The organism is Paenibacillus sp. FSL R7-269, assembly GCF_000517865.1.
In the GTDB taxonomy this organism is placed as follows: domain Bacteria; phylum Bacillota; class Bacilli; order Paenibacillales; family Paenibacillaceae; genus Paenibacillus_AQ.
Genome location: NZ_ASPS01000014.1, coordinates 33303 through 53059, shown reverse-complemented (window position 1 = coordinate 53059; position 19757 = coordinate 33303). Strand labels below are relative to the sequence as shown.

Genomic DNA, 19757 nt, shown 5'->3' with positions numbered 1-19757 from the left:
GTCCACACCTATTTTTCAGGGTACAGCCATATTCACCGTTTATAAAAGCCTCTTATCCCGTTACAGGACAGCCGCAAGCTCCCGGGAGGCTAAATCGCTACTGTGAATCTGTTCCAGACCGGGGTTCGCCTCATTGTGATGACGCTGAAGCACTTCATCAATAATCTCATCAATCCGCAGGAAGGGAATCTCACCGCGCAGGAAGCGGGCTACGGCGACCTCATTGGCTGCATTGAAGGCGGTTGTGAATGTACCACCCGCTAAGCCGCAGTCAATGGCCATCTTCAGCGCCGGATAGCGCTCATAATCCATCTCCCGGAAGGTCAGGCTGGCTACCTGAGCCAGAGACAAGCGCTTCGCAGGAGACGGCCAGCGGTCGGGATAGGTGAGCGCATATTGAATAGGAACCCGCATATCAGGAGTCCCGAGCTGAGCAATAATGCTGCTGTCGCAGAACTCCACATACGAGTGAATAATGCTCTCCGGATGCAGCACCACATCAATCTGCTCATACGGAAGGGCGAACAAATGGTGGGCTTCAATAACCTCAAGACCTTTGTTAACCATGGTTGCCGAGTCAATAGTAATCTTGGCCCCCATGCTCCAGTTAGGGTGACGCAGTGCGTCTGCTACGGTTACATTCGTAAGCTGTTCACGCTTATAATCACGGAACGAGCCGCCCGAGGCAGTGATGGTAATTGAAGCCACATCTTTACGATTCTCCCCATTTAAGCATTGAAAAATCGCCGAATGCTCACTGTCCACTGGCAGCAGCTTCACGCCTTTGCGTCCAGCCAGTTCTGTAACCAGATGACCGGCGGTCACCAGCGTCTCCTTATTAGCCAGTCCAATGTGTCTGCCGGCTTCAATCGCCGCAAGCGTGGACTGAAGTCCTACACTTCCTACAAGCGCAGTTACGACCGTCTGTGCATCGCCTCCGGCAGCAATCTCCACCAGACCTTCACTTCCGCTATACAGCTCTACACCGGCAGGCAGACTGGATCTGATCTCCTCTGCAAGCTCCTTCGTGGATACCGATACACGGCGCGGCTTGAAGCGGCGGACCTGTTCCAGCAGCAGTGAAGTATTGCTTCCCGCCGCCAGTCCATCGACTTCAAAAGCTTCCGGATGCATCGCTACCACATCCAACGTCTGGGTACCGATGGACCCCGTGGAGCCGAGAATACTAATTCTTTTCACAGTTGCTTTCCTTCTCCCTGTCGTTAATAGTAAGGCATCAGCATTACAATATGTACGAAAGGAAATACGATGATCCAGCTGTCGCAGCGGTCCAGGATGCCTCCGTGACCCGGCAAGAGTGAGCCTGAATCCTTAATACCGTACACCCGTTTATAGGCAGATTGTACAAGATCTCCGAGCTGACCGAGCACAGCGCAAGCAATTCCAATCAGCAGCGCGCGCCCCGTAGTCAGCAGATCAGGAACCAGTAAAGCAAACACAATCGAAATGGCAGCAGAAATCAATACTCCGCCAAGTGCGCCCTCAATAGTCTTGTTAGGACTGATTGCAGGCCACAGCTTGTTCTTCCCGAAGCTTCTGCCGACAAAATAGGCTCCGGCATCACTGCCCCATATACAGCACAGCAGCAGGATCGTCCAGAAGAGGCCATGGCTATCGCCCGCACTGCGGGCGATTCCCATATACGAGAACCCCATTCCTATGTAAACAATGCCCGTGAACATCATCGCGGTGATTTTGATATCCAGCTTATTCTTGCTGAAGACAGTGACCAGCAGGAACAGCAGCAATACCAGCCATATCCCCTGTTCCCAGGAGAATAACTTATTCGTCCCCAGAAGATCCCAAGGAATCATAAAGCCTACTACAGAGGCGTAACCCAATACAGCAGTCAGTCCGAAGGTTGCTGTACCCGTCATTTTGACAAATTCATAATAGCCGATGAGGGCCATGGCAGTCAGCATCAGCTGATACGGCCAGCCACCCCAATAGCATAACCCTAAAAACAAGGCCCCGGCAACAATTCCGGTAATCAATCGCTGCTTCAAAGAATCCCTCTCCCATCAGGCTACTTCAGTCCACCATAACGGCGTGTGCGGCGCTGATATTCAGCAACAGCCTGGATCAGATGCGTCTTATCGAACTCCGGCCAGTATGCATCCGTAAACCAAAATTCACTATACGCGATCTGCCACAGCATAAAGTTACTAAGCCGCATTTCACCGCTGGTACGGATCAGCAGGTCAGGATCAGGTAATCCGCTGGATAACATTCTGCTGTCTATCAGCTCTGAAGTAATCTCTTCAGGGGACAGGACTCCTGCCTGAATATCCTTGCCCATGCCGCGCATACAATCCTCAATTTCCTTACGCCCGCCGTAATTGAGTGCAAAATTCAGAATAAGTCCGGTATTGCTCTGTGTGCGGGCTACCGCTTCTTCCATCGCTTTGCGCGTATGGGAAGGCAGCGAGTCGATATCGCCCATTACGCGAACCTGTACATTCTTTTCAATTAATTCGTCCAATTCAATCGCCAGAAATTCAACGGGGAGACGCATCAGGAAATCCACTTCATCCTTCGGCCGACTCCAGTTCTCCGTAGAAAAAGCATACAGGGTCAAGAATTCAACGCCCAGGTCATTCGCTGCAATCGTAGCACGTTTGACCGCCTTCATCCCGTTCTGATGGCCTACAACCCGAGGCATACCGCGCCGTTTCGCCCAGCGCCCGTTGCCATCCATAATTATCGCTATGTGCCGGGGAATATTATCCGGTGAAATCTCGACTGGCTCCTGCCTGTCTTTACGGCTCAGCCATTCTTGAATCCGTTTGATCATTTCCGTTTCCTCCAAGCTCTTATCAGAAAGAGACAAACCCCACCATTAACGGAGGGGCCTGAAGTCTCATGAATTTCGTTATACTTCCATAATCTCTTTTTCTTTGGACAAGAGCACTTTGTCGACTTCAGCTATGAACTTATCCGTTGTTTTCTGGATATCTTCCTGATGTCCATGTGATTCATCTTCTGAAATGCCGTTTTTTTCCATCTTTTTGATGTCATCGTTGGCATCGCGGCGGATGTTGCGGATCGCTACCTTGGCTTCTTCCCCGAACTTCTTGGTGAATTTCACCAGCTCGCTGCGGCGTTCTTCGGTAAGCGGAGGAATCGACAGGCGGATGATTGTACCGTCATTAGCAGGTGTAATCCCGATGTCCGATTTCATAATTGCCCGCTCGATGTCTGACATTGAGGTTTTGTCCCACGGCTGGATCAGCAGGGTCCGGGAATCCGGTGTGCTGATGTTAGCCAGTTGATTGATTGGAGTTGGAGCACCGTAATATTCAACCTGGATGCGATCCAGCAGTGACGTCGAAGCGCGTCCTGCCCGCAGTGTTGCCAAGTCGCGTTTCAGCGAGAGAATCGCTTTTTCCATACGCTCTTCGGCATTTTTCTTAACCGATTGTGGCATTTAATTTACACTCCCTTTAACGATCGTTCCGATCTTTTCGCCGAGAACGACGCGTTTGATATTGCCTTGCTCTGTAATAGCAAACACAATGAGCGGTATATTATTATCCATGCAGAGTGAGGAAGCGGTAGAATCCATAACCCCCAGGTTTTTGTTCAGAATATCCATGTAAGTCAGCTGCTCGTATTTCACGGCTGTGCTGTCCTTGAACGGATCTGCTGAGTAGACGCCGTCAACCTTATTCTTGGCCATGAGGATAACCTCGGCTTCAATCTCGGCTGCTCTAAGCGCTGCCGTAGTATCGGTCGAGAAGAACGGATTCCCTGTCCCTGCGGCAAAAATAACTACGCGGCCCTTCTCCAGATGCCGGATCGCCCGGCGGCGGATATAGGGCTCAGCAATCTGCTGCATGGCGATAGAGGTCTGAACCCGGGTTGGGACATCGATCTGTTCCAAAGCGTCCTGCAATGCCAGCGAGTTCATCACTGTTGCCAACATCCCCATATAATCGGCTGTTGCCCGGTCAATACCGCTTGCACTTCCGGCGATTCCGCGCCAGATGTTGCCACCGCCGCACACAATCGCAACCTGAACTCCAAGCTCCACGACTTCTTTGACCTGCTCTGCAATAGAGATGATCGTATCGGCATCGATGCCATAGCCATTCTGTCCGGCGAGCGATTCACCGCTTACCTTAAGGACTACTCTCTTAAATACCGGTTGTTCCAATTATATACCCTCACTTTCTACAAAAGACGGAACACTACTTGTATGTGTTCCGCTCTTTTGATGCTTGCCTGTATTCAGTTCTTATTCAATGACATGCAGTTATTATTGTTTTACTTGTGCCATAACTTCTTCTACGAAGTTATCGACTTTCTTCTCAAGACCTTCACCCAGTTCGAAACGAACAAAGCGGCGGATGGTGATGTTCTCGCCAATGGTGCTGATTTTTTCATTCAGCAACTGGGAGATTGTCTTGTCCGGGTCTTTAACGAAGGATTGCTCCATCAGGCAATATTCTTCATAGAACTTGCTGATGCGGCCTTCCACCATTTTTTCAACGATCTTCTCAGGCTTGCCTTCGTTCAGCGCTTGTGCCTTAAGAATTTCTTTTTCCTTCTCTACGTCTGCAGAAGGTACTTCTTCACGGCGAACATACAGCGGGTTCGCTGCTGCGATTTGCATAGCGATATCGCGTGCGAATTCTTTGAAGGAATCCGTTTTACCTACGAAGTCAGTTTCGCAGTTGATTTCTACCAGAACGCCAATACGGCCGCCAGCGTGGATATAGGATTCTACAGTACCTTCAGTAGCAATACGTCCTGCTTTGTTGGCTGCTGCGGACAATCCTTTTTCACGAAGCAATTCTGCTGCTTTGGTGATATCGTTGTTTGCTTCTTCCAGCGCTTTCTTACAATCGAGCATTCCTGCCCCTGTTCTTTCGCGAAGTTCCTTCACTGCTTTTGCATCTACTGCCATTGTTATTCCCTCCAGGGTCATAGTCGTTGTCATGCGAGGACATCAAGCGATACTTACTTGCATTTTAAAAAAAGGGCAGTGAGAGGTTATCCACCTGCCAACCACCCTTTTCATTTAAGTTCATGTTTTATGTTCCGGCTACTACCTTAAGCTGTAGTTGTGTCTTCGCCCTGATGAGCTTCAACAACAGCATCAGCCATTTTACCAGTCAAGAGCTTCACGGCGCGGATAGCGTCGTCATTGCCTGGGATTACGTAGTCAATTTCATCCGGATCGCAGTTAGTATCAACGATAGCTACGATAGGAATACCCAATTTGCGAGCTTCTGCTACTGCAATGCGCTCTTTACGCGGGTCAATGATGAACAGCGCGCTTGGAAGACCTTTCATGTTCTTGATACCGCCCAGGAATTTCTCAAGACGATCTTTCTCTTTGCGGAGAAGGATAACTTCTTTCTTAGGCAATACTGCAAAGGTACCGTCTTCTTCCCAAGCTTCCAGTTTCTTCAGGCGGTCAATACGCTTCTGAATGGTCTGGAAGTTAGTCAGGGTACCACCGAGCCAACGCTGGTTAATGAAGAACATACCCGAACGTTCAGCTTCTTCTTTTACGGAATCCTGTGCCTGCTTCTTTGTTCCTACGAATAGGATTGTGCCGTTGTCGCCAGCGACGCTCTTTACAAAGTTGTAAGCTTCCTCTACCTTCTTGACTGTTTTTTGCAAGTCAATAATGTAAATTCCGTTTCTTTCAGTGAAGATATAACGATCCATCTTTGGATTCCAACGACGAGTCTGATGACCGAAGTGTACCCCAGCTTCGAGAAGCTGCTTCATGGAGATTACTGCCATCTTCACACACCTCCTAGTTTTGGTTTATTGTGTGTCTCCTCCGCCGCGCGTCATCTTTCAGCAAGACTTTCTTCAGAAGAAAGCACCTCTTGTCGAAATCAACCGGCGTGTGTTTTAACACCGTCAATTAATATATCATATTAAAACAACCTATGCAACGATTACTTTTTTACGGTAATCAGCTTGTCAATAATGGAGTTGATGCTCTCTCCCTTGTTGAAGCTGTAGCTGCCGTATTGAATGATAGTGTTCACCTTACGGCTGTCGGCCGTCTGGAGGAACTTGTTCTTGTCCTCGATAACCCCGGCTTCCGCAAGCAGATCTGCCGTCTGGGCTAGAGTAATTCCAGTGGGAATCTTCAAAGAGATTACCCCGTCCACCACAGCCACAGGCGCTTCAGGCGTAACCGGAGTCTTGGTAACAGGCGATGCCGTGCTCTGCGGCTGCGCAGGAGCTGAAGGCTTGCCCGGAGTCGCTGCGACGCTTGGCGCTGCGGCCGGCTTGGGCGGAACAACAGGCGTAGAGGCTGGTGTTGCTGCTGGCGCCCCGGAGGTCTTGGCCTCGGCCGCTTTCTCCGGGGATGGCGTTGCTGTTGCAGCAGCTTCTGCCGGATCTACAATGGTCAGGTTCATACTAGCCGCTTGCCGGATCAGCTCTTCTTTGGTTAGAGGCAGAGCCCGCCCGGCTATCATCAGCTGCAGCAGCAGCGCGCCGGCTATCAGCCCGATCCCTAGTCCCAGCATAAAGAACCGGTTCTTAATCATACGGATTCCTCCTGCTGGGCAAGCTGCAGGATCAGCTGCACTTCGCCCCGCTGCAGGCCGGCGGTCTTGGCAATAGAATCGATTGATTTCCCCTGCTCATGCAGCTCGAACAGCCGGGGATACCGCAGCTTAATGGAGCTGACGGGCCTTGGCTTAGCCGGAGGTACTGCCGCAGCCGCCTGCTCCATGTTCTGGGGCTTCTCTGTATGGCCGGACGAAGCTTCCCGCGAGAAGGTGGCAGCCAGCTGAAGCAGTCCCTTCTCTTCCGCAGTCAGCCGCGTATCCATCAGCAGCAGGCTCCTCTGCAGTTCGCCCACCTGCTCACGCAATACACCGATTTCTTCCTGAAGGGCCACCTTATTGCTCTGTGACTGTGTCTTAATACTGCCCACCAGCTTCAGCAGCTCGGAATTCTCATGCTCGATATCAGCCATGTAGAGCTCGAGAGCCGCCTCCGTCTCCTTCAGGCTCTTCTTCTCCGAGTCTTCCTTGCCCGTCCTGGCCGGCAGCCGCAGGGCATAAACAATAGCAACTGCGCCTACCAGCACGATGTATACCCATGGTTCCAAATGTGTAATCTCCTTCTGCGTTTAATTCATAGGATGTCTTAACTGCATTTGCGGTTATTCTGGTCCCAATCAGAGACTGAAATCTATACGGTGCCCCTTATAGGGATGTTCAGCATCATGAGTATTCTCCTGCTTGTCCGGCTTTCGCGGATGAGGCTGACTGCCAGAGCCATTCCCCTTACCGCCGTCCCGCAGCGCCGATTCGGCAGACTCGTCAACCTCAGTGCTGCGCAGAGAGATTTCTTGACTATGCTTGACATTCTGGCCTGCCAATTGCTGCTGGTCGAGTGCAGGACGCTGCTGAAGGTTGTTCTGAACTTTGCCCGCATCATGGGTACGGGGCAATGCAATTTGCAGTTCCACCGGTTTCAGACTCATAAGATCCCTCTTCTCCACTCATTGGTTTCAGAATCAAGGAATAGCAGGCCGCCTCGGCTGCCCGCCATTACACATACGGTATTATGGATATGTCCCCTTCACTATAAATGAAGGATACCCGCTCTGTCGGGTCCTTGACGAACCTGGTATACCTGCCGATTACGATCTTAGAGCCTCCATAGATCGTCTTGACCACATCAACCTTTGCTCTGCCGGTGTCCTCCAGCATGCGCTCGATCTCCAGCACACGCTCTTTAATTCTCTTTTCATCACGCATATGGGATTGCTTGGTTGCATTAAGTTTGACGCGAAGTGCCACCTTATCCGGCGATAGCTGGCCGTTGTTCGCCAGCTGATTAAGCAGATACAGCGCTTTATTGGTCTTGTCCTCATTCTCGAGAAGCTGCCGGAGCTCTTGGCGCAGTTCGTTGATCTCATTTCTCAGCTCGGGAACAACGCCCACTTCAATCGCTGTAGCTGTAGACATGGTATTGCCGATGGTACGGGCGATCACGCGTTCGCCTGCCTGTACGATACCGCCTACGATTAAGCCTTTGGCCCCGTTACACAGCACATCATGGCCTGCCCGGATGCTGGAATGCATAATACTTTGGGAGACTACAATATCCTCCCCGGCCACAACATTGCCATCCTGGATGAACGAGACCTTAACATTTTTACCGGCGCTTACAAGGCCTTTATTATATCCAATGATGCCGCCGGTAATCTCGATGGACCCGCCCGATATCAGTTCGGCCCCCTCTACCCCGCCGACCACCCGGATATCTCCTGCGGATTTGACAGTGAAACCGGTAAGCACATTGCCGCGGATGACCACTGTTCCTACGAAATCAATATTCCCTGTGCTGTAATCCACATCCCCATTGATTTCATACACTGGAAATACATTGATTTTCCCTTTGTCTGTCAGCGTAACCAATCCGTCAATCGCCGAATACATGGAGGTCTCTTCCTGATCCACCACCACATTCTTGCCTACCTTGAAATGAGCCTCCTTCCCTGCCCGGAACGGAAGCTCTTCCCCTGTTACCATTTTGCCGTTCACGCCGTTCTCTGCCGGAATAACCTTGGCAATAAGCTGGCCCTTCCTCACGTTATGCAGACGGACCAGCTCTTTGTAATCCACCTTGCCATCCTCTTTCTCCAGAGGCTTGCGGTCCTCCTCCATATCAACGGTCAGCACAACCCGGCCGTCCTTACCATTGACAGCAGGCTGTCCAATCGCGATGGGCACCCGGTTCCAGAAATATTCTTCCGGGTTGCTGCTAATCCGCTGAACAATATCATGCTGGATACCAAAACGAATATTGTGACTGAACAGGAAGCTCTCAAGGTCCTCGACCGAACAGGTGAAATTCTCATCCTTCTTGGTGAACTGAAGGTAAGCAATCCCCTTATCCTCCGAAAAAGTAATGCTTAGGTATTGGCTCAATACATATTGACCGATCAATTTCTGCTCCCCCTTGTCACCGTCACCCGGTTAATCATTTTGCATTAGAAGGTCCCGGTTCTTCTCAAGTGTTCCTCTTAGCCGCAAAATAGCTTTGGAATGAAGCTGGGAGATTCGCGAAGGAGACAGTGACATCACTTCCGCAATCTCGCTTAAAGATAAATCTTCATAATATAAAAGGGACACGACGGTCCGTTCTTTCACTGTTAGTTTCTCGATGCCCTTGGTTAGCGTATCCCGCAGGTAGAACTCATTTACTTTCCGGTCCGGATTCTTGGCCTTGTCATCTACCAATATGGACATTCGTGTCTCTGATTCTTCTTCACGTATAGGATCTTCCAATGAACAGAGCGACATTACTGCAACATCCTGCAGCATCGTCTGAAACTCCGTTTCCGAAATATTCAGATACTGGCTCATTTCATCGTCACTTACCGATCTCAAATACTTCTGTTCCAGCTGCTGGTAGGCATCCTCGATTTTTTTCGCTTTTTCGCGTACGGATCTGGGAACCCAGTCACTTTGCCGCAGAGAATCGAGAATTGCTCCCCGTACCCGCCACGAGGCATAGGTCTGGAATTGAAGCCCCCGCTTGTAGTCGAATTTTTCGATGGCATCAATGAGTCCCATGACACCGTTGCTGGCCAAATCGTCCTTGGAGACGTTTTTGGGCAACCCTACTGCCAGACGGCTGGACACGTAATCAACAATATGGAGATAACTCTCAATCAGCTTTTTTTTAGCTTCAGGATCGCCGTGCTCTTTCCACTGCTCCCAAAGCAGGTCTGTTTCCGACTGAGCTGCTTTACGCTCGTTCAACGGCTTTCACCCTTCCCAAAGTTTAGTCAGCGGGCAAACATGCGGCGCAAGATGACGGACTTTCGCCGCAACACTCGCTTATTCTTCTTTCAGGTGACGAACGGCCTTGGCCAATTCTTCAGGATCTTTCATAGAGACTAGCTTCGGAGGCTGCAAAGGCGTGAACCCCCCGGGCTCTTCACTGACCGCCTCCCTTTTTGGGGTTAGCAGGTCCTTGAGCTCCTGATCCTCTTCAGGTGTACTAATATCAAGCTTCACGCCAAGTGACTCTTCGTTATCGAACAAACTGGCTTCGGGGTCTGAGGATTCTTTTCCGATAATAAAACCCAATACCCATCTCAGGAAGAAAGCAAGCACAAACCAGATAATAAATCCGTACATGCCACGGATCAGGCTGGTACCCAGCAGGTTCTGTCCGTTATTCGCAAGGAAGGTTAGTAGAAATCCGATCAGTCCGGCCACAATATTCAGCAATAGTTTCCTGCTCATGGCTAAATTTCCTTCGGGCCTTTTTGAACGCTGCGGATAAAAATCACTCCTGTGGTGCAAGAGATTTCTATCGTGCGCCCATAATTGCCGCCCGTGTCCTCCGCGATAAGAGGAATACGAAGGTTGTCCAGAGCAAGCTTGCAGGATTCCACATTCCGAGGCCCGATCCTCATGGTGTCACTCCCTCCGGCAAAAGCAAACATCTGCGAGCCCCCGGCCATCTTAGCCACAATCCGGCTTCTAACCGCCCCCAGCCCCAGCAGGCGGGCCAAAAGCTCAGGTACAGCAGTATCTGCGAACTTGGCGATATTCAGCTGTCCCTCCCGGGCAATCTCTGACGAGGGCAGCATAACATGAGCCATCCCCGCCAGCTTTTTACCGGGATCAAACAGAGTCAGTCCTACGCAGGAGCCAAGACCGGTCGTACGAATAAGGCTGTCCTGGCTGCCTACGTTCAGATCCGCCATACCTACTTTAATGATGCTCTGCTCTTCAATCATTGTCGAACGGTACTCCTAAAGCCTTGAATATTTTGGGGAACGATTCCGGATCGGGAATAAGGAAGAATTGTCCTTCAATTTCATTTTGGCCTTCTAAAAAAGTCGTATCGATCAGCAGAGCATCGTCACCCATCTGACCGAACTGCAGCAGCCCGTAGCCAAGAATGGCACCAGCCATATCCATCGCAAGCGCCGGCACTGTCGGATACATGGACAGGGAAGTGAAGTCCGCCAGGGAAGAGAGATATGAGCCGGCCAGAATATTTCCGATCTCACTTAGTGCGGATAACTCCATCTCACTCAACTCATCGCCGCCGGAGACTTCAATTCCGGCAATCCGGCTGAGCAGACTGCTTGCCGCTTCCGGGGTAAGGATGAAGAACAGGTTGCCCGGGGCTTCACCTTCCACACGCAGGAATACCGCGTATACTAGTTCCTCCGCTCCGCCCACCTTATCGGTGATCTCCTCGAAGCTGAGTAGCTGTACCTTCGGCACGGCCATGTCAATCGGCTTATTGAGCAGCTGGGACAAGGCAGTGGCTGCATTGCCGGCACCGATATTCCCAACTTCCTTAAGCACATCCATTTTGAAGTCTTTGAAATTCTTGAATAGCTCCATAGGCTAGCCCTCCAGGCTTTCCAGCTGCACGATTTCACTCTTGTTCAACACTTCAGACAGGTTAAGCATAATCAGCAGACGGTCATCCCCTATTTTAGCTACTCCGTCCAGATACTTCGCCTTGATGCCGCCCACAACATCCGGCGGTACATCGATAATGTCACGGTTCAAGTCGATGACATCGTTGGCTGAATCGACAATGAAGCCCACTTCCATCTCATTCACATTTACGATAATGATTCGGGTCTGGTCGGTGTGCTCCGCTTCCTCGATGCCGAATCGTCCGCGCAGATCAATAACCGGAATCACGACACCGCGCAGATTGATCACACCTTTGATAAATGAATAGGTCTTCGGTACGCGGGTAATCGGCATCATGCGTTCAATCGTCTGGACCTTCTCTACTTCAATGCCGTATTCTTCAGTGCCAAGCTTGAATACAATTACTTTAATATCTTCAGCCATGGAATGACCCTCCCTGTTCTAACCTGATTATTTGATAAAAGCATTCGGATCGATAATAAGCGCTACTTGTCCGTCTCCAAGAATGGTGGCTCCGGAAATCCCCTGCACCTCAGGCAAATACTTGCCGAGGTTCTTGATTACAATTTCGTTCTGGCCAATGAAGTCCTGCACGGCCAAGGCAACCAGCCGTTCTCCTTTGCGGACAACCACGATCTCCGTCTCCTCTTCCGTGCTTTCATCATAGTCCGGAATAGAGAAGATCTTGCTTAGGGAGACCAGCGGAATATGGCTGCCCCGGAACTCCAGCATCCGGTTGCCGTGAATGGTGCGGATCTGGGATTGCTTCACAATTCCAGTCTCTACGATGGAAGAGAGCGGAATGGCATATTTCTCTGAGCCAAGCCGAACCAGCATTGCTGCAATGATCGACAGGGTCAGCGGAAGCTGAACGGAGAAATTCGTACCTTTGCCCGGTGTTGAATAGATGGTGACATTGCCGCCCAGCGAAGAGATTTTGGCTTTGACCACATCCAGACCCACGCCACGTCCCGATACGTCAGAGATTACCTCAGCCGTACTGAAGCCCGGCGCGAAGAGCAGCTGGTACGCTTCGTCATCCGACATCGTATTAGCCTGTTCCTGGGTAATTGCACCCTTTTTGACGGCAGAGGCCAGTACATTCTTGGGATAGATGCCCTTACCATCCTCTTCAATCTCAATGAAGACATGATTGCCGCTATGGAATGCTCGTAAATGAACGGTTCCTGTCTCCGACTTCCCGGCAGCGATACGGTCCGTGATAGATTCAATCCCGTGGTCTACCGCATTACGCAGGAGATGCACCAATGGATCACCAATCTCATCAATTACGGTACGGTCCATCTCTGTATCCGCGCCGGTGATGATTAGATCCACCTTCTTGTCCAGCGATTTCGCCAGATCGCGGATCATACGCGGGAACCGGTTAAATACGGTGTCTACCGGAACCATGCGCAGCTTCATGACAATATTCTGCAAATCTCCGCTGACCCGGCCCATATGCTCGACTGTCTCGGTAAGATCACCGTTCTGGACCTCAGAGGCCAGCTGTTCCAGCCGGACACGGTCAATAAGCAGCTCGCTGAACAGATTCATCAGCACATCCAGGCGCTCAATATCAACACGGATGGTTCGTGATGGCGACGGCGCTCCTCCTGCCCGGGCCGGGGCAGCTTTGCCGTTCTCTTCCTTGGGGTGCACAGAAGCAGCAGGTGAAGCAATACCGGCAGCTGCGGGAGCAGCCTCCTGCACCGGAGCCGGGGCAGGCGCTTCGGCGGTAGCTGCCGCAGTGTCTTGTCCCATTTGGCGAAGTGACTCCTGATCAAGCGCCACAGCAGTAACCGCTTCGATCTCCGACAAATTCAGAATCATCTTCTGAATTTCACTTGCATCCTTTTGGGTTATGTAGTAGAGGGAGAATCCGTAATCGAATTTCTCCTGCTCTATGTCCTGAACCGAAGGGAAGGATTTGACGACTTCTCCTGAACGCTCCAAAAGGTCGAAGACCATGTAGGCACGTACGGCTTTGAGCTGACAGTCCTTGCGGATAGCCACATCCACATACAGCACCTGATGGCCTTCCTGAAGGGACTGCTCCAGCACAGAGTACTGGAATTCATCCAGGAACACCTGGGCCGCACTTGCATTGCCGGACGCAGCAGCAGTGACTTCAGCAGAAGCATTGCCGGCAGAAGGAACCTCTCCGCGAACGATAGCCTGCAGGGAAGAGACAATGGCTGTTACATCGGCCTTGCCCGCCCCCCCGCCGGTGATATCCTCCACCATGGATTCCAGAGCGTCAATACTTTTGAACAGGGTATCAAAAATGAAGTCCTGCATCCGCAGTTTGTTATTACGCACCAAATCGAGCACATTCTCCATTTGGTGCGTAAGCGAAGCCAAATCTTCAAAACCCATTGTAGCCGCCATACCTTTCAAGGTATGGGCGGAGCGGAAAATCACCTGAACAATACTCAGATCCTCCGGATTCGCTTCCAGCCCCATCATGCTCTCGTTCAAAGACTGCAGATGATCATTTGACTCATCAATAAACATGGATAAGTATTGGTTCATGTCCATGAGCGGGTACCTCCCCTTCGAGTTCGCTATTCCATTATTTAACGGCTTGTACCAGCCTTGGAGCAATTTCTTGCAAAGGCAGGATGTGTCTTACACACTTCAACTCTACTGCAGACCTCGGCATTCCGTAAACCACACAGGTTTCTTCACTCTCTGCAAAGGTTGATGTCACCCCTGAATCGTAGAGTGCTTTCATCATACGGGCCCCGTCGCTGCCCATCCCCGTCATAATGACAGCATGACGTTCCAGCGAGGTAAGCTTCAATACCGATTCAAACAGTGTATCTACAGAAGGACGATGTCCATTGCGGACCTCTTCCTTAGTAAGCTCTATCATGTATTGGCCGCCAGGCGCAGGAACCACTGTCAGGTGATAGCCCCCGGGGGCTATATACGCTGCTCCCTGCCGGAGAACCATACCGTGCTCCGCTTCCGCGACCTCCAGCGCGCTAAAGGTATTCAGGCGCTGGGCCAGCGATTTGGTGAAGTTAGGCGGCATATGCTGGACAATGACAATTGGTGCCGGGAAGTCTCCAGGGATGTTCTCCAGGAACGCCTTAAGTGCTCTCGGACCTCCTGTTGAGCAGCCTACAGCAACCAGCTTACGCACGCCCCGGCTTCCGCTTACCTGGCCTCCTGATGCTGCAGGAGGTTCAACGAACGAACCTGCAGCAATTTCAGCAGCTGCACGTTGTCCAGCCCATCCGGCGCCCTGCACTTCCTTGGAACGGCCTTTAAACCTTTCGGGAGCCGATTTGGGCACTACTGGCGCGGGCTTGATTACCCGCTTCGCAGTAACTGGCTCAGCTCCGGCCTCCGGCTTCCGTTTGTCAGCAGGCGGTTCAATCGGTGCCTTGACCCTCGGCTTCTCCGTGCCCTGAAGCGGTGCTTTATCCGCCTCTCTCTTGGAGGGCTCCAGCTTTCGTCTCACCGGTTCCACAATAGCCCGCGGAGCAGTTAGTTCAGCAGCAGGAGAAGGAGGCTCAGGCAATTTGACGGCAGAAGCGCGGGCTTCACGCCGCTCGCGCGCCAGCATCGCCTCCTTCATCTGCTCCCTGAGGGATTCTCCGACAGCGATGATATCCTGGGAGTTTGAAATGGACGGCTTTCGGATGAAATCGAAAGCCCCCCACTCCAAGGCCAGAATCGTCTCCTTCATACCCTCTTCATTGATACCGGACAGCATAATCACCGGGAGCGGACGCTGGGCCATGATACTTTTTAGCGCCTCCAGGCCATTCATCTCAGGCATCTCCACATCCATGGTTACGAGATCCGGACAAAGCTCGTTAACCTTCTCAATCGCCTCACGTCCGTTAGCAGCTGTCGCTGTGACTTGAAAGTCGGCATCATTCTCTATTAAATCGGAAATGATCTTGCGCATGAATGCAGAATCATCAACAACCAGAACTTTATATGGCCTCATAGCTTTCCACCTCTGTCCCTCAAATTCAGAACAATTATCTGTTTCGTTTCAACCACTTGCTAATGAATCCCTTGATGCCTTGTACTTTAGCGGTTTCTACTGAATCAACAGCCAGATAACTCTGTGCAAGCCTCTGCACATCCCTGGCTGCAATACTGTTCGGAAAAGCCACTGAGAATGGAATTTGTTTCTTAACCGCCTGTACCACATGCGGATCGCTGCTGATGTAACCAAGGAAGGGAAGCTCAAGCTGCAGGAACCGGCTGGCTGCCATCCGGATTTTGTCGCTGGTAGCCCGTGCCTCCCGTTCATCCCCTGCCTGATTGACAATCAGTCTGAACGAGACCTCCGGATGCGAATTATGAACAACCTTCATCAGCGCATACGCATCTGTAATTGCTGTAGGCTCAGGTGTGGTCACCACCAGGCAGTCGTCGGCAGAAGTGATGAATTTCATCGTTTCCTTGGACAGCCCCGCCCCTGTGTCGAACAGGATGAAATCCATGGTATCGGCAATGCTTGCAATCTGTGTGGTAAAGTAATTCAGATCCGCCTCCGAGAGTGTGAACAGTTCGTCCATCCCGGAACCCCCTGCAATGAAGGGCAACGCTTGCGGTCCGAGCTGAATGATCTGTCCGATATCTGCTTCCCGCTTGAGCAGGTGGTACAGATTGTATCTGGATGAGACACCCATAAGGACATCAATATTAGCCATGCCGATATCGGCATCGAACAGAAGAACTCTCCGTCCCATGGCCTTCAGTGCAAGCGCGAAGTTAAGGGTGAAATTCGACTTCCCGACTCCCCCCTTCCCGCTGCATACCGTGATGATCCGGGCAGAGGCACCGCTTCCGGGAGCCTGCCTTGTATCCTGACTGGAGACCAGCCGTCTTAACGCCTGCGCCTGGTCCATCACCCGCCCCCTGTTCCCAGCAGCATGCCGCCAATCTGCTCCCCTGTTGCCATTAGAAGATCATCAGGAACATTTTGTCCGTTGGTAATATAAGAGAGCTTTAGCGGGTAATCATTCAGAACATTGAACAGCGGGCCATAGCTCCCAGTTTCATCCAGCTTCGTAAATACAACCTTATCCAGCTGGTATCTGCCGAAGTGCTCCGCGATCTTTTTCATGTCACGGCTCTTCGAGGTCAGGCTCAGCACCAGCAGGGTCTCACTCTTAAGCTCCTTGGCCAGCAGACTCTGTAGTTCAGCCACCAGCATTTCATTGCGGAAATTGCGTCCGGCGGTATCCATGAGCACCAGATCACAGCTCTCCAGCCGGAACATCGCCCGCTGCAGATCTCCAGGTGATTGGACAACCTCCAGCGGTATGTTGAGAATGGAGGCGTAGGTTCTAAGCTGTTCAACGGCTGATATCCGGTAAGTATCCGAGGTAATCAGCCCGACCTTACGGCCCTGCTTGAACAGCTGCTCCGCTGCCAGCTTGGCAATCGTTGTCGTCTTGCCGACCCCTGTCGGCCCGGCAATATATACAATCCGGGTATCCGGGGCAATACCGCCGGCAATTCGTCCCGCCAGAAAACCGTCAATCTGCTCTCTAAGCACAGCCTCGAATTGCTCCGGCCCCCAGCTGCTTCCTTCCTCACGGTAACGCTCCAGAACATATCCGATCCATTCCTCTACGAGAACTGCGTCAGTCTCCTGGTCAATCAGGCGGCTACGTAAGGATTCCAGCGCATCCGGCAGCTCGGCAGCCCCTGAGGAATAACGTGCGATACGTTCCATCCATTGCTTCATATCCCGGATCTCCCGCAGGACATCACTCTCAGTGGCAGAGGCACTCTCAGGTTCAGGCTGTTCTGCTGCAAGCGATTCATAGATGGCTGCAAGCTTCTTCCGGCTCTCCTCCGGCTGCGGTACAGACGGCTGGCCTGCTGCAATATCCTCAGTGCGGATAACCGGCGGCTCAGTCTTGGCTAAAGGCGGCATCACAGCGACACCTCCGCCCTGCTCCAGTGGATCAGCCAGTGCTGCGGCAATCTCGGCAAACGACTTGGCTGCTGCCGCCTCCCTTACCGTCACAGGCGGCGGGAGAGGAGGAGCAGCGGCTGAGGCAGCCTTCTGATAGGCCTCTGGTACTGCATTTCGCGGTACGTTCATCGGCGGTGCAGGAATCTTCTCCTGCGCAGCCGCCTTTGCACCGTTCTCCACAGCAGCCACAACCTCAATCTTCTTTTTTGTGAACATACCCATGAATCCGCCAACCTTTATTTCTTTGGTGCTTAAAATAACGGCATCGCTTCCAAGCTCGCTGCGGATCGAATGCATGGCGTCAGGCATCGTATCGACCACATAACGCTTCACTCTCATAAGTTCACCACCCCGACGCTTTGAATTTCAATGTTTGGCTCCAGCTCACTGTAGGAGAGCACAGGGATATCCTGCATGGTTCGCTCAATAACCTGGCGCAGATACATGCGAATCGTTGGAGAGGTCAGTACAATCGGCTGCTGGCCGGACTGCAGGAGACGGTTGATCTGCTCCGTAAGCCGCTGATAGACGGTTTGGGTAGATACCGGATCAAGCGCCAAGTAGCTGCCCTGCTCGGTCTGCTGCACGCTCTCGGAAATCTTTTTCTCAAGCCCGGGACCTACGGTAATGACACGCAGGGTCTCCCCCGTCTGAGAGAACTGCTGGGTAATCTGTCTGGAGAGAGATTGCCGCACATATTCAGTCAGAATATCAGGGTCCTTAGTATAAGTGCCGTAATCAGCAAGCGTCTCGAAGATGGTGACGAGATCGCGGATGGATATTTTCTCCCGCAGCAGCTTGCCCAGCACCTTCTGAACATCCCCGACAGCAAGAATGGAAGGAATGAGCTCGTCCACCAGCACAGGGTAATTCTCCCTGAGATTGTCGACCAGCTGCTTCGTCTCCTGACGGCCCAGCAATTCGTGTCCATACCGTTTGATCAGCTCGGTCAGATGCGTGGCTACAACGGAAGGCGGGTCAACCACGGTATAACCGGATAACTCAGCCCGCTCCTTCACCGACTCATCGATCCATAAGGCAGGCAGACCAAAGGATGGTTCGATAGTCTCAATCCCGCTAATCGACTCGTCATCATACCCAGGACTCATGGCAAGATAGTGATTAAGTAATAATTCACCGCCGCCAACGTTATTTCCTTTAATTTTGATGACATATTCATTCGGTTTTAGTTGAATATTGTCGCGTATACGAATAACCGGCACGACAAGACCCATCTCCAGTGCACATTGCCGTCGAATCATGATGATACGGTCGAGCAAATCGCCGCCCTGCCCCGTATCCGCCAAAGGAATCAGACCATAACCAAATTCGAATTCGATCGGGTCCACCGTAAGCAGATTGATAACACTTTCGGGACTTCGCACCTCTTCGATCTGCTTCTCCTCGACCAGTTGTTCATCGGCAATCTGCTGCCTGCTGGCCTTCTGTCCCATACTGTAAGCCGCATAAGCCATCAGCCCCGCCAAAGGAAGCGTGGACATAATCGTAATCGGGGTAAAGAACCCCAGAAACGCAATGGTCGCAGCCACTATGTATAGAAGCTTCGGATAGGACAGCAATTGTCCGGTCAGATCCTCGGCCAGATTGCCCTCCGAAGCCGCGCGGGTAACGATGAGACCGGAAGCCGTGGAGATCAGCAAGGCCGGAATCTGGCTGACCAGACCGTCACCGATGGTCAGGACAGAGTAGGTTGAGAGTGCTGTCTGGAACGACATACCATGAACGGTCATACCGATAATGAAGCCGCCGATCAGGTTGATAATGAGGATGATGATACTGGCAATGGCGTCCCCTTTAACGAACTTACTCGCACCATCCATGGCTCCGAAGAAATCCGCCTCGCGTTCGACATTACGGCGGCGTTCCCGTGCCTGCTGCTCATTAATCATCCCCGCATTCAGATCCGCGTCAATACTCATCTGCTTACCGGGCATCGCATCCAGCGTGAAGCGGGCGCCTACCTCGGCCACGCGCTCCGAACCCTTGGTGATAACAATGAACTGAACCACAACCAGGATCAGAAAGACAATGAACCCGATAGCGATCTGTCCCCTGGCAATCCAGCTTCCGAAGGTCGCTACGACCTCCCCGGCATGGCCATCAGCCAGAATCAGCTTGGTTGTTGACAGGTTCAGCGCTAAGCGGAACAGCGTTGTGATCAGGAGCAGTGAAGGAAATATTGAGAACTGCAACGGATCTCTGGTATTCATGGCGACCAATATAATGGTCAGGGCTATCGAGATATTGACAATTAACAGTACATCCAAAAGCCAGACAGGGATGGGCAGAATCATCATAAGCACAATACCGATAATGCCCAGTAGAACTGTTAAATCTTTAGCTTTCAA

At 51.7% G+C, this 19757-nt stretch carries 21 protein-coding genes; all 21 read right to left on the bottom strand.

The window, feature by feature from the left end; genetic code table 11:
* Positions 1–60: 60 nt before the first annotated feature.
* Positions 61–1200, bottom strand: coding sequence for a 1-deoxy-D-xylulose-5-phosphate reductoisomerase (locus C162_RS06410; RefSeq protein ID WP_036692595.1), 1140 nt, complete (start codon positions 1198–1200; stop codon positions 61–63).
* Between the two features lie 23 nt (positions 1201–1223).
* Positions 1224–2027: a phosphatidate cytidylyltransferase gene (locus C162_RS06405; protein WP_036692592.1), complete on the bottom strand. Its 804-nt coding sequence runs from the start codon at positions 2025–2027 to the stop codon at positions 1224–1226.
* A 20-nt stretch (positions 2028–2047) separates the two neighbouring features.
* The gene (locus C162_RS06400) at positions 2048–2815 is read right to left on the bottom strand and encodes an isoprenyl transferase (protein WP_036692589.1); all 768 of its coding nucleotides are present in this window, start codon (positions 2813–2815) and stop codon (positions 2048–2050) included.
* Positions 2816–2893: 78 nt separating this feature from the next.
* Positions 2894–3448 (bottom strand): ribosome recycling factor, encoded by a 555-nt coding sequence (gene frr, locus C162_RS06395; protein WP_036692586.1) that lies wholly within the window; start codon positions 3446–3448, stop codon positions 2894–2896.
* A complete protein-coding gene (pyrH, locus tag C162_RS06390; RefSeq protein WP_036692582.1) occupies positions 3449–4177 on the bottom strand; it encodes a UMP kinase in 729 nt (242 codons plus the stop codon).
* A 102-nt stretch (positions 4178–4279) separates the two neighbouring features.
* A complete protein-coding gene (tsf, locus tag C162_RS06385; protein ID WP_036692572.1) occupies positions 4280–4930 on the bottom strand; it encodes a translation elongation factor Ts in 651 nt (216 codons plus the stop codon).
* 146 nt (positions 4931–5076) lie between these two features.
* Positions 5077–5778 (bottom strand): 30S ribosomal protein S2, encoded by a 702-nt coding sequence (gene rpsB, locus C162_RS06380; RefSeq protein ID WP_036692565.1) that lies wholly within the window; start codon positions 5776–5778, stop codon positions 5077–5079.
* Between the two features lie 161 nt (positions 5779–5939).
* Positions 5940–6542, bottom strand: coding sequence for a hypothetical protein (locus C162_RS06375; RefSeq protein WP_036692563.1), 603 nt, complete (start codon positions 6540–6542; stop codon positions 5940–5942).
* Positions 6539–7111: a hypothetical protein gene (locus tag C162_RS06370; RefSeq protein WP_036692562.1), complete on the bottom strand. Its 573-nt coding sequence runs from the start codon at positions 7109–7111 to the stop codon at positions 6539–6541. The genes C162_RS06375 and C162_RS06370 overlap by 4 nt, the downstream gene beginning before the upstream one ends.
* 69 nt (positions 7112–7180) lie before the next feature.
* A complete protein-coding gene (locus tag C162_RS06365) occupies positions 7181–7489 on the bottom strand; it encodes a hypothetical protein (RefSeq protein ID WP_036692560.1) in 309 nt (102 codons plus the stop codon).
* Between the two features lie 67 nt (positions 7490–7556).
* Positions 7557–8960 carry a DUF342 domain-containing protein gene (locus C162_RS06360; protein WP_036692557.1) on the bottom strand — a complete coding sequence of 468 codons (1404 nt, stop codon included), beginning with the start codon at positions 8958–8960 and terminating at the stop codon, positions 7557–7559.
* A gap of 30 nt (positions 8961–8990) precedes the next feature.
* Entirely contained in the window at positions 8991–9779 is a 789-nt protein-coding gene (locus tag C162_RS06355) for a FliA/WhiG family RNA polymerase sigma factor (RefSeq protein ID WP_036692554.1), read from the bottom strand.
* Positions 9780–9857: 78 nt separating this feature from the next.
* Entirely contained in the window at positions 9858–10268 is a 411-nt protein-coding gene (locus tag C162_RS06350) for a hypothetical protein (RefSeq protein ID WP_036692553.1), read from the bottom strand.
* Between the two features lie 2 nt (positions 10269–10270).
* Positions 10271–10768 carry a chemotaxis protein CheD gene (locus C162_RS06345; protein ID WP_036692550.1) on the bottom strand — a complete coding sequence of 166 codons (498 nt, stop codon included), beginning with the start codon at positions 10766–10768 and terminating at the stop codon, positions 10271–10273.
* Entirely contained in the window at positions 10761–11387 is a 627-nt protein-coding gene (locus C162_RS06340) for a chemotaxis protein CheC (protein WP_036692548.1), read from the bottom strand. Before C162_RS06340 ends, C162_RS06345 begins: the two co-directional genes overlap by 8 nt.
* A gap of 3 nt (positions 11388–11390) precedes the next feature.
* Entirely contained in the window at positions 11391–11852 is a 462-nt protein-coding gene (locus tag C162_RS06335; protein ID WP_036692546.1) for a chemotaxis protein CheW, read from the bottom strand.
* A gap of 27 nt (positions 11853–11879) precedes the next feature.
* Positions 11880–13970, bottom strand: coding sequence for a chemotaxis protein CheA (locus tag C162_RS06330; RefSeq protein WP_036692545.1), 2091 nt, complete (start codon positions 13968–13970; stop codon positions 11880–11882).
* A gap of 34 nt (positions 13971–14004) precedes the next feature.
* Positions 14005–15396, bottom strand: coding sequence for a protein-glutamate methylesterase/protein-glutamine glutaminase (gene cheB, locus C162_RS06325; RefSeq protein WP_036692543.1), 1392 nt, complete (start codon positions 15394–15396; stop codon positions 14005–14007).
* A 34-nt stretch (positions 15397–15430) separates the two neighbouring features.
* A complete protein-coding gene (locus C162_RS06320; protein WP_036692542.1) occupies positions 15431–16312 on the bottom strand; it encodes a MinD/ParA family protein in 882 nt (293 codons plus the stop codon).
* Positions 16309–17727, bottom strand: a complete 1419-nt coding sequence (gene flhF / locus C162_RS06315) for a flagellar biosynthesis protein FlhF (RefSeq protein ID WP_036692540.1) — start codon at positions 17725–17727, stop codon at positions 16309–16311. The genes C162_RS06320 and flhF overlap by 4 nt, the downstream gene beginning before the upstream one ends.
* Positions 17724–19757 carry a flagellar biosynthesis protein FlhA gene (gene flhA / locus C162_RS06310; RefSeq protein WP_036692533.1) on the bottom strand — a complete coding sequence of 678 codons (2034 nt, stop codon included), beginning with the start codon at positions 19755–19757 and terminating at the stop codon, positions 17724–17726. The genes flhF and flhA overlap by 4 nt, the downstream gene beginning before the upstream one ends.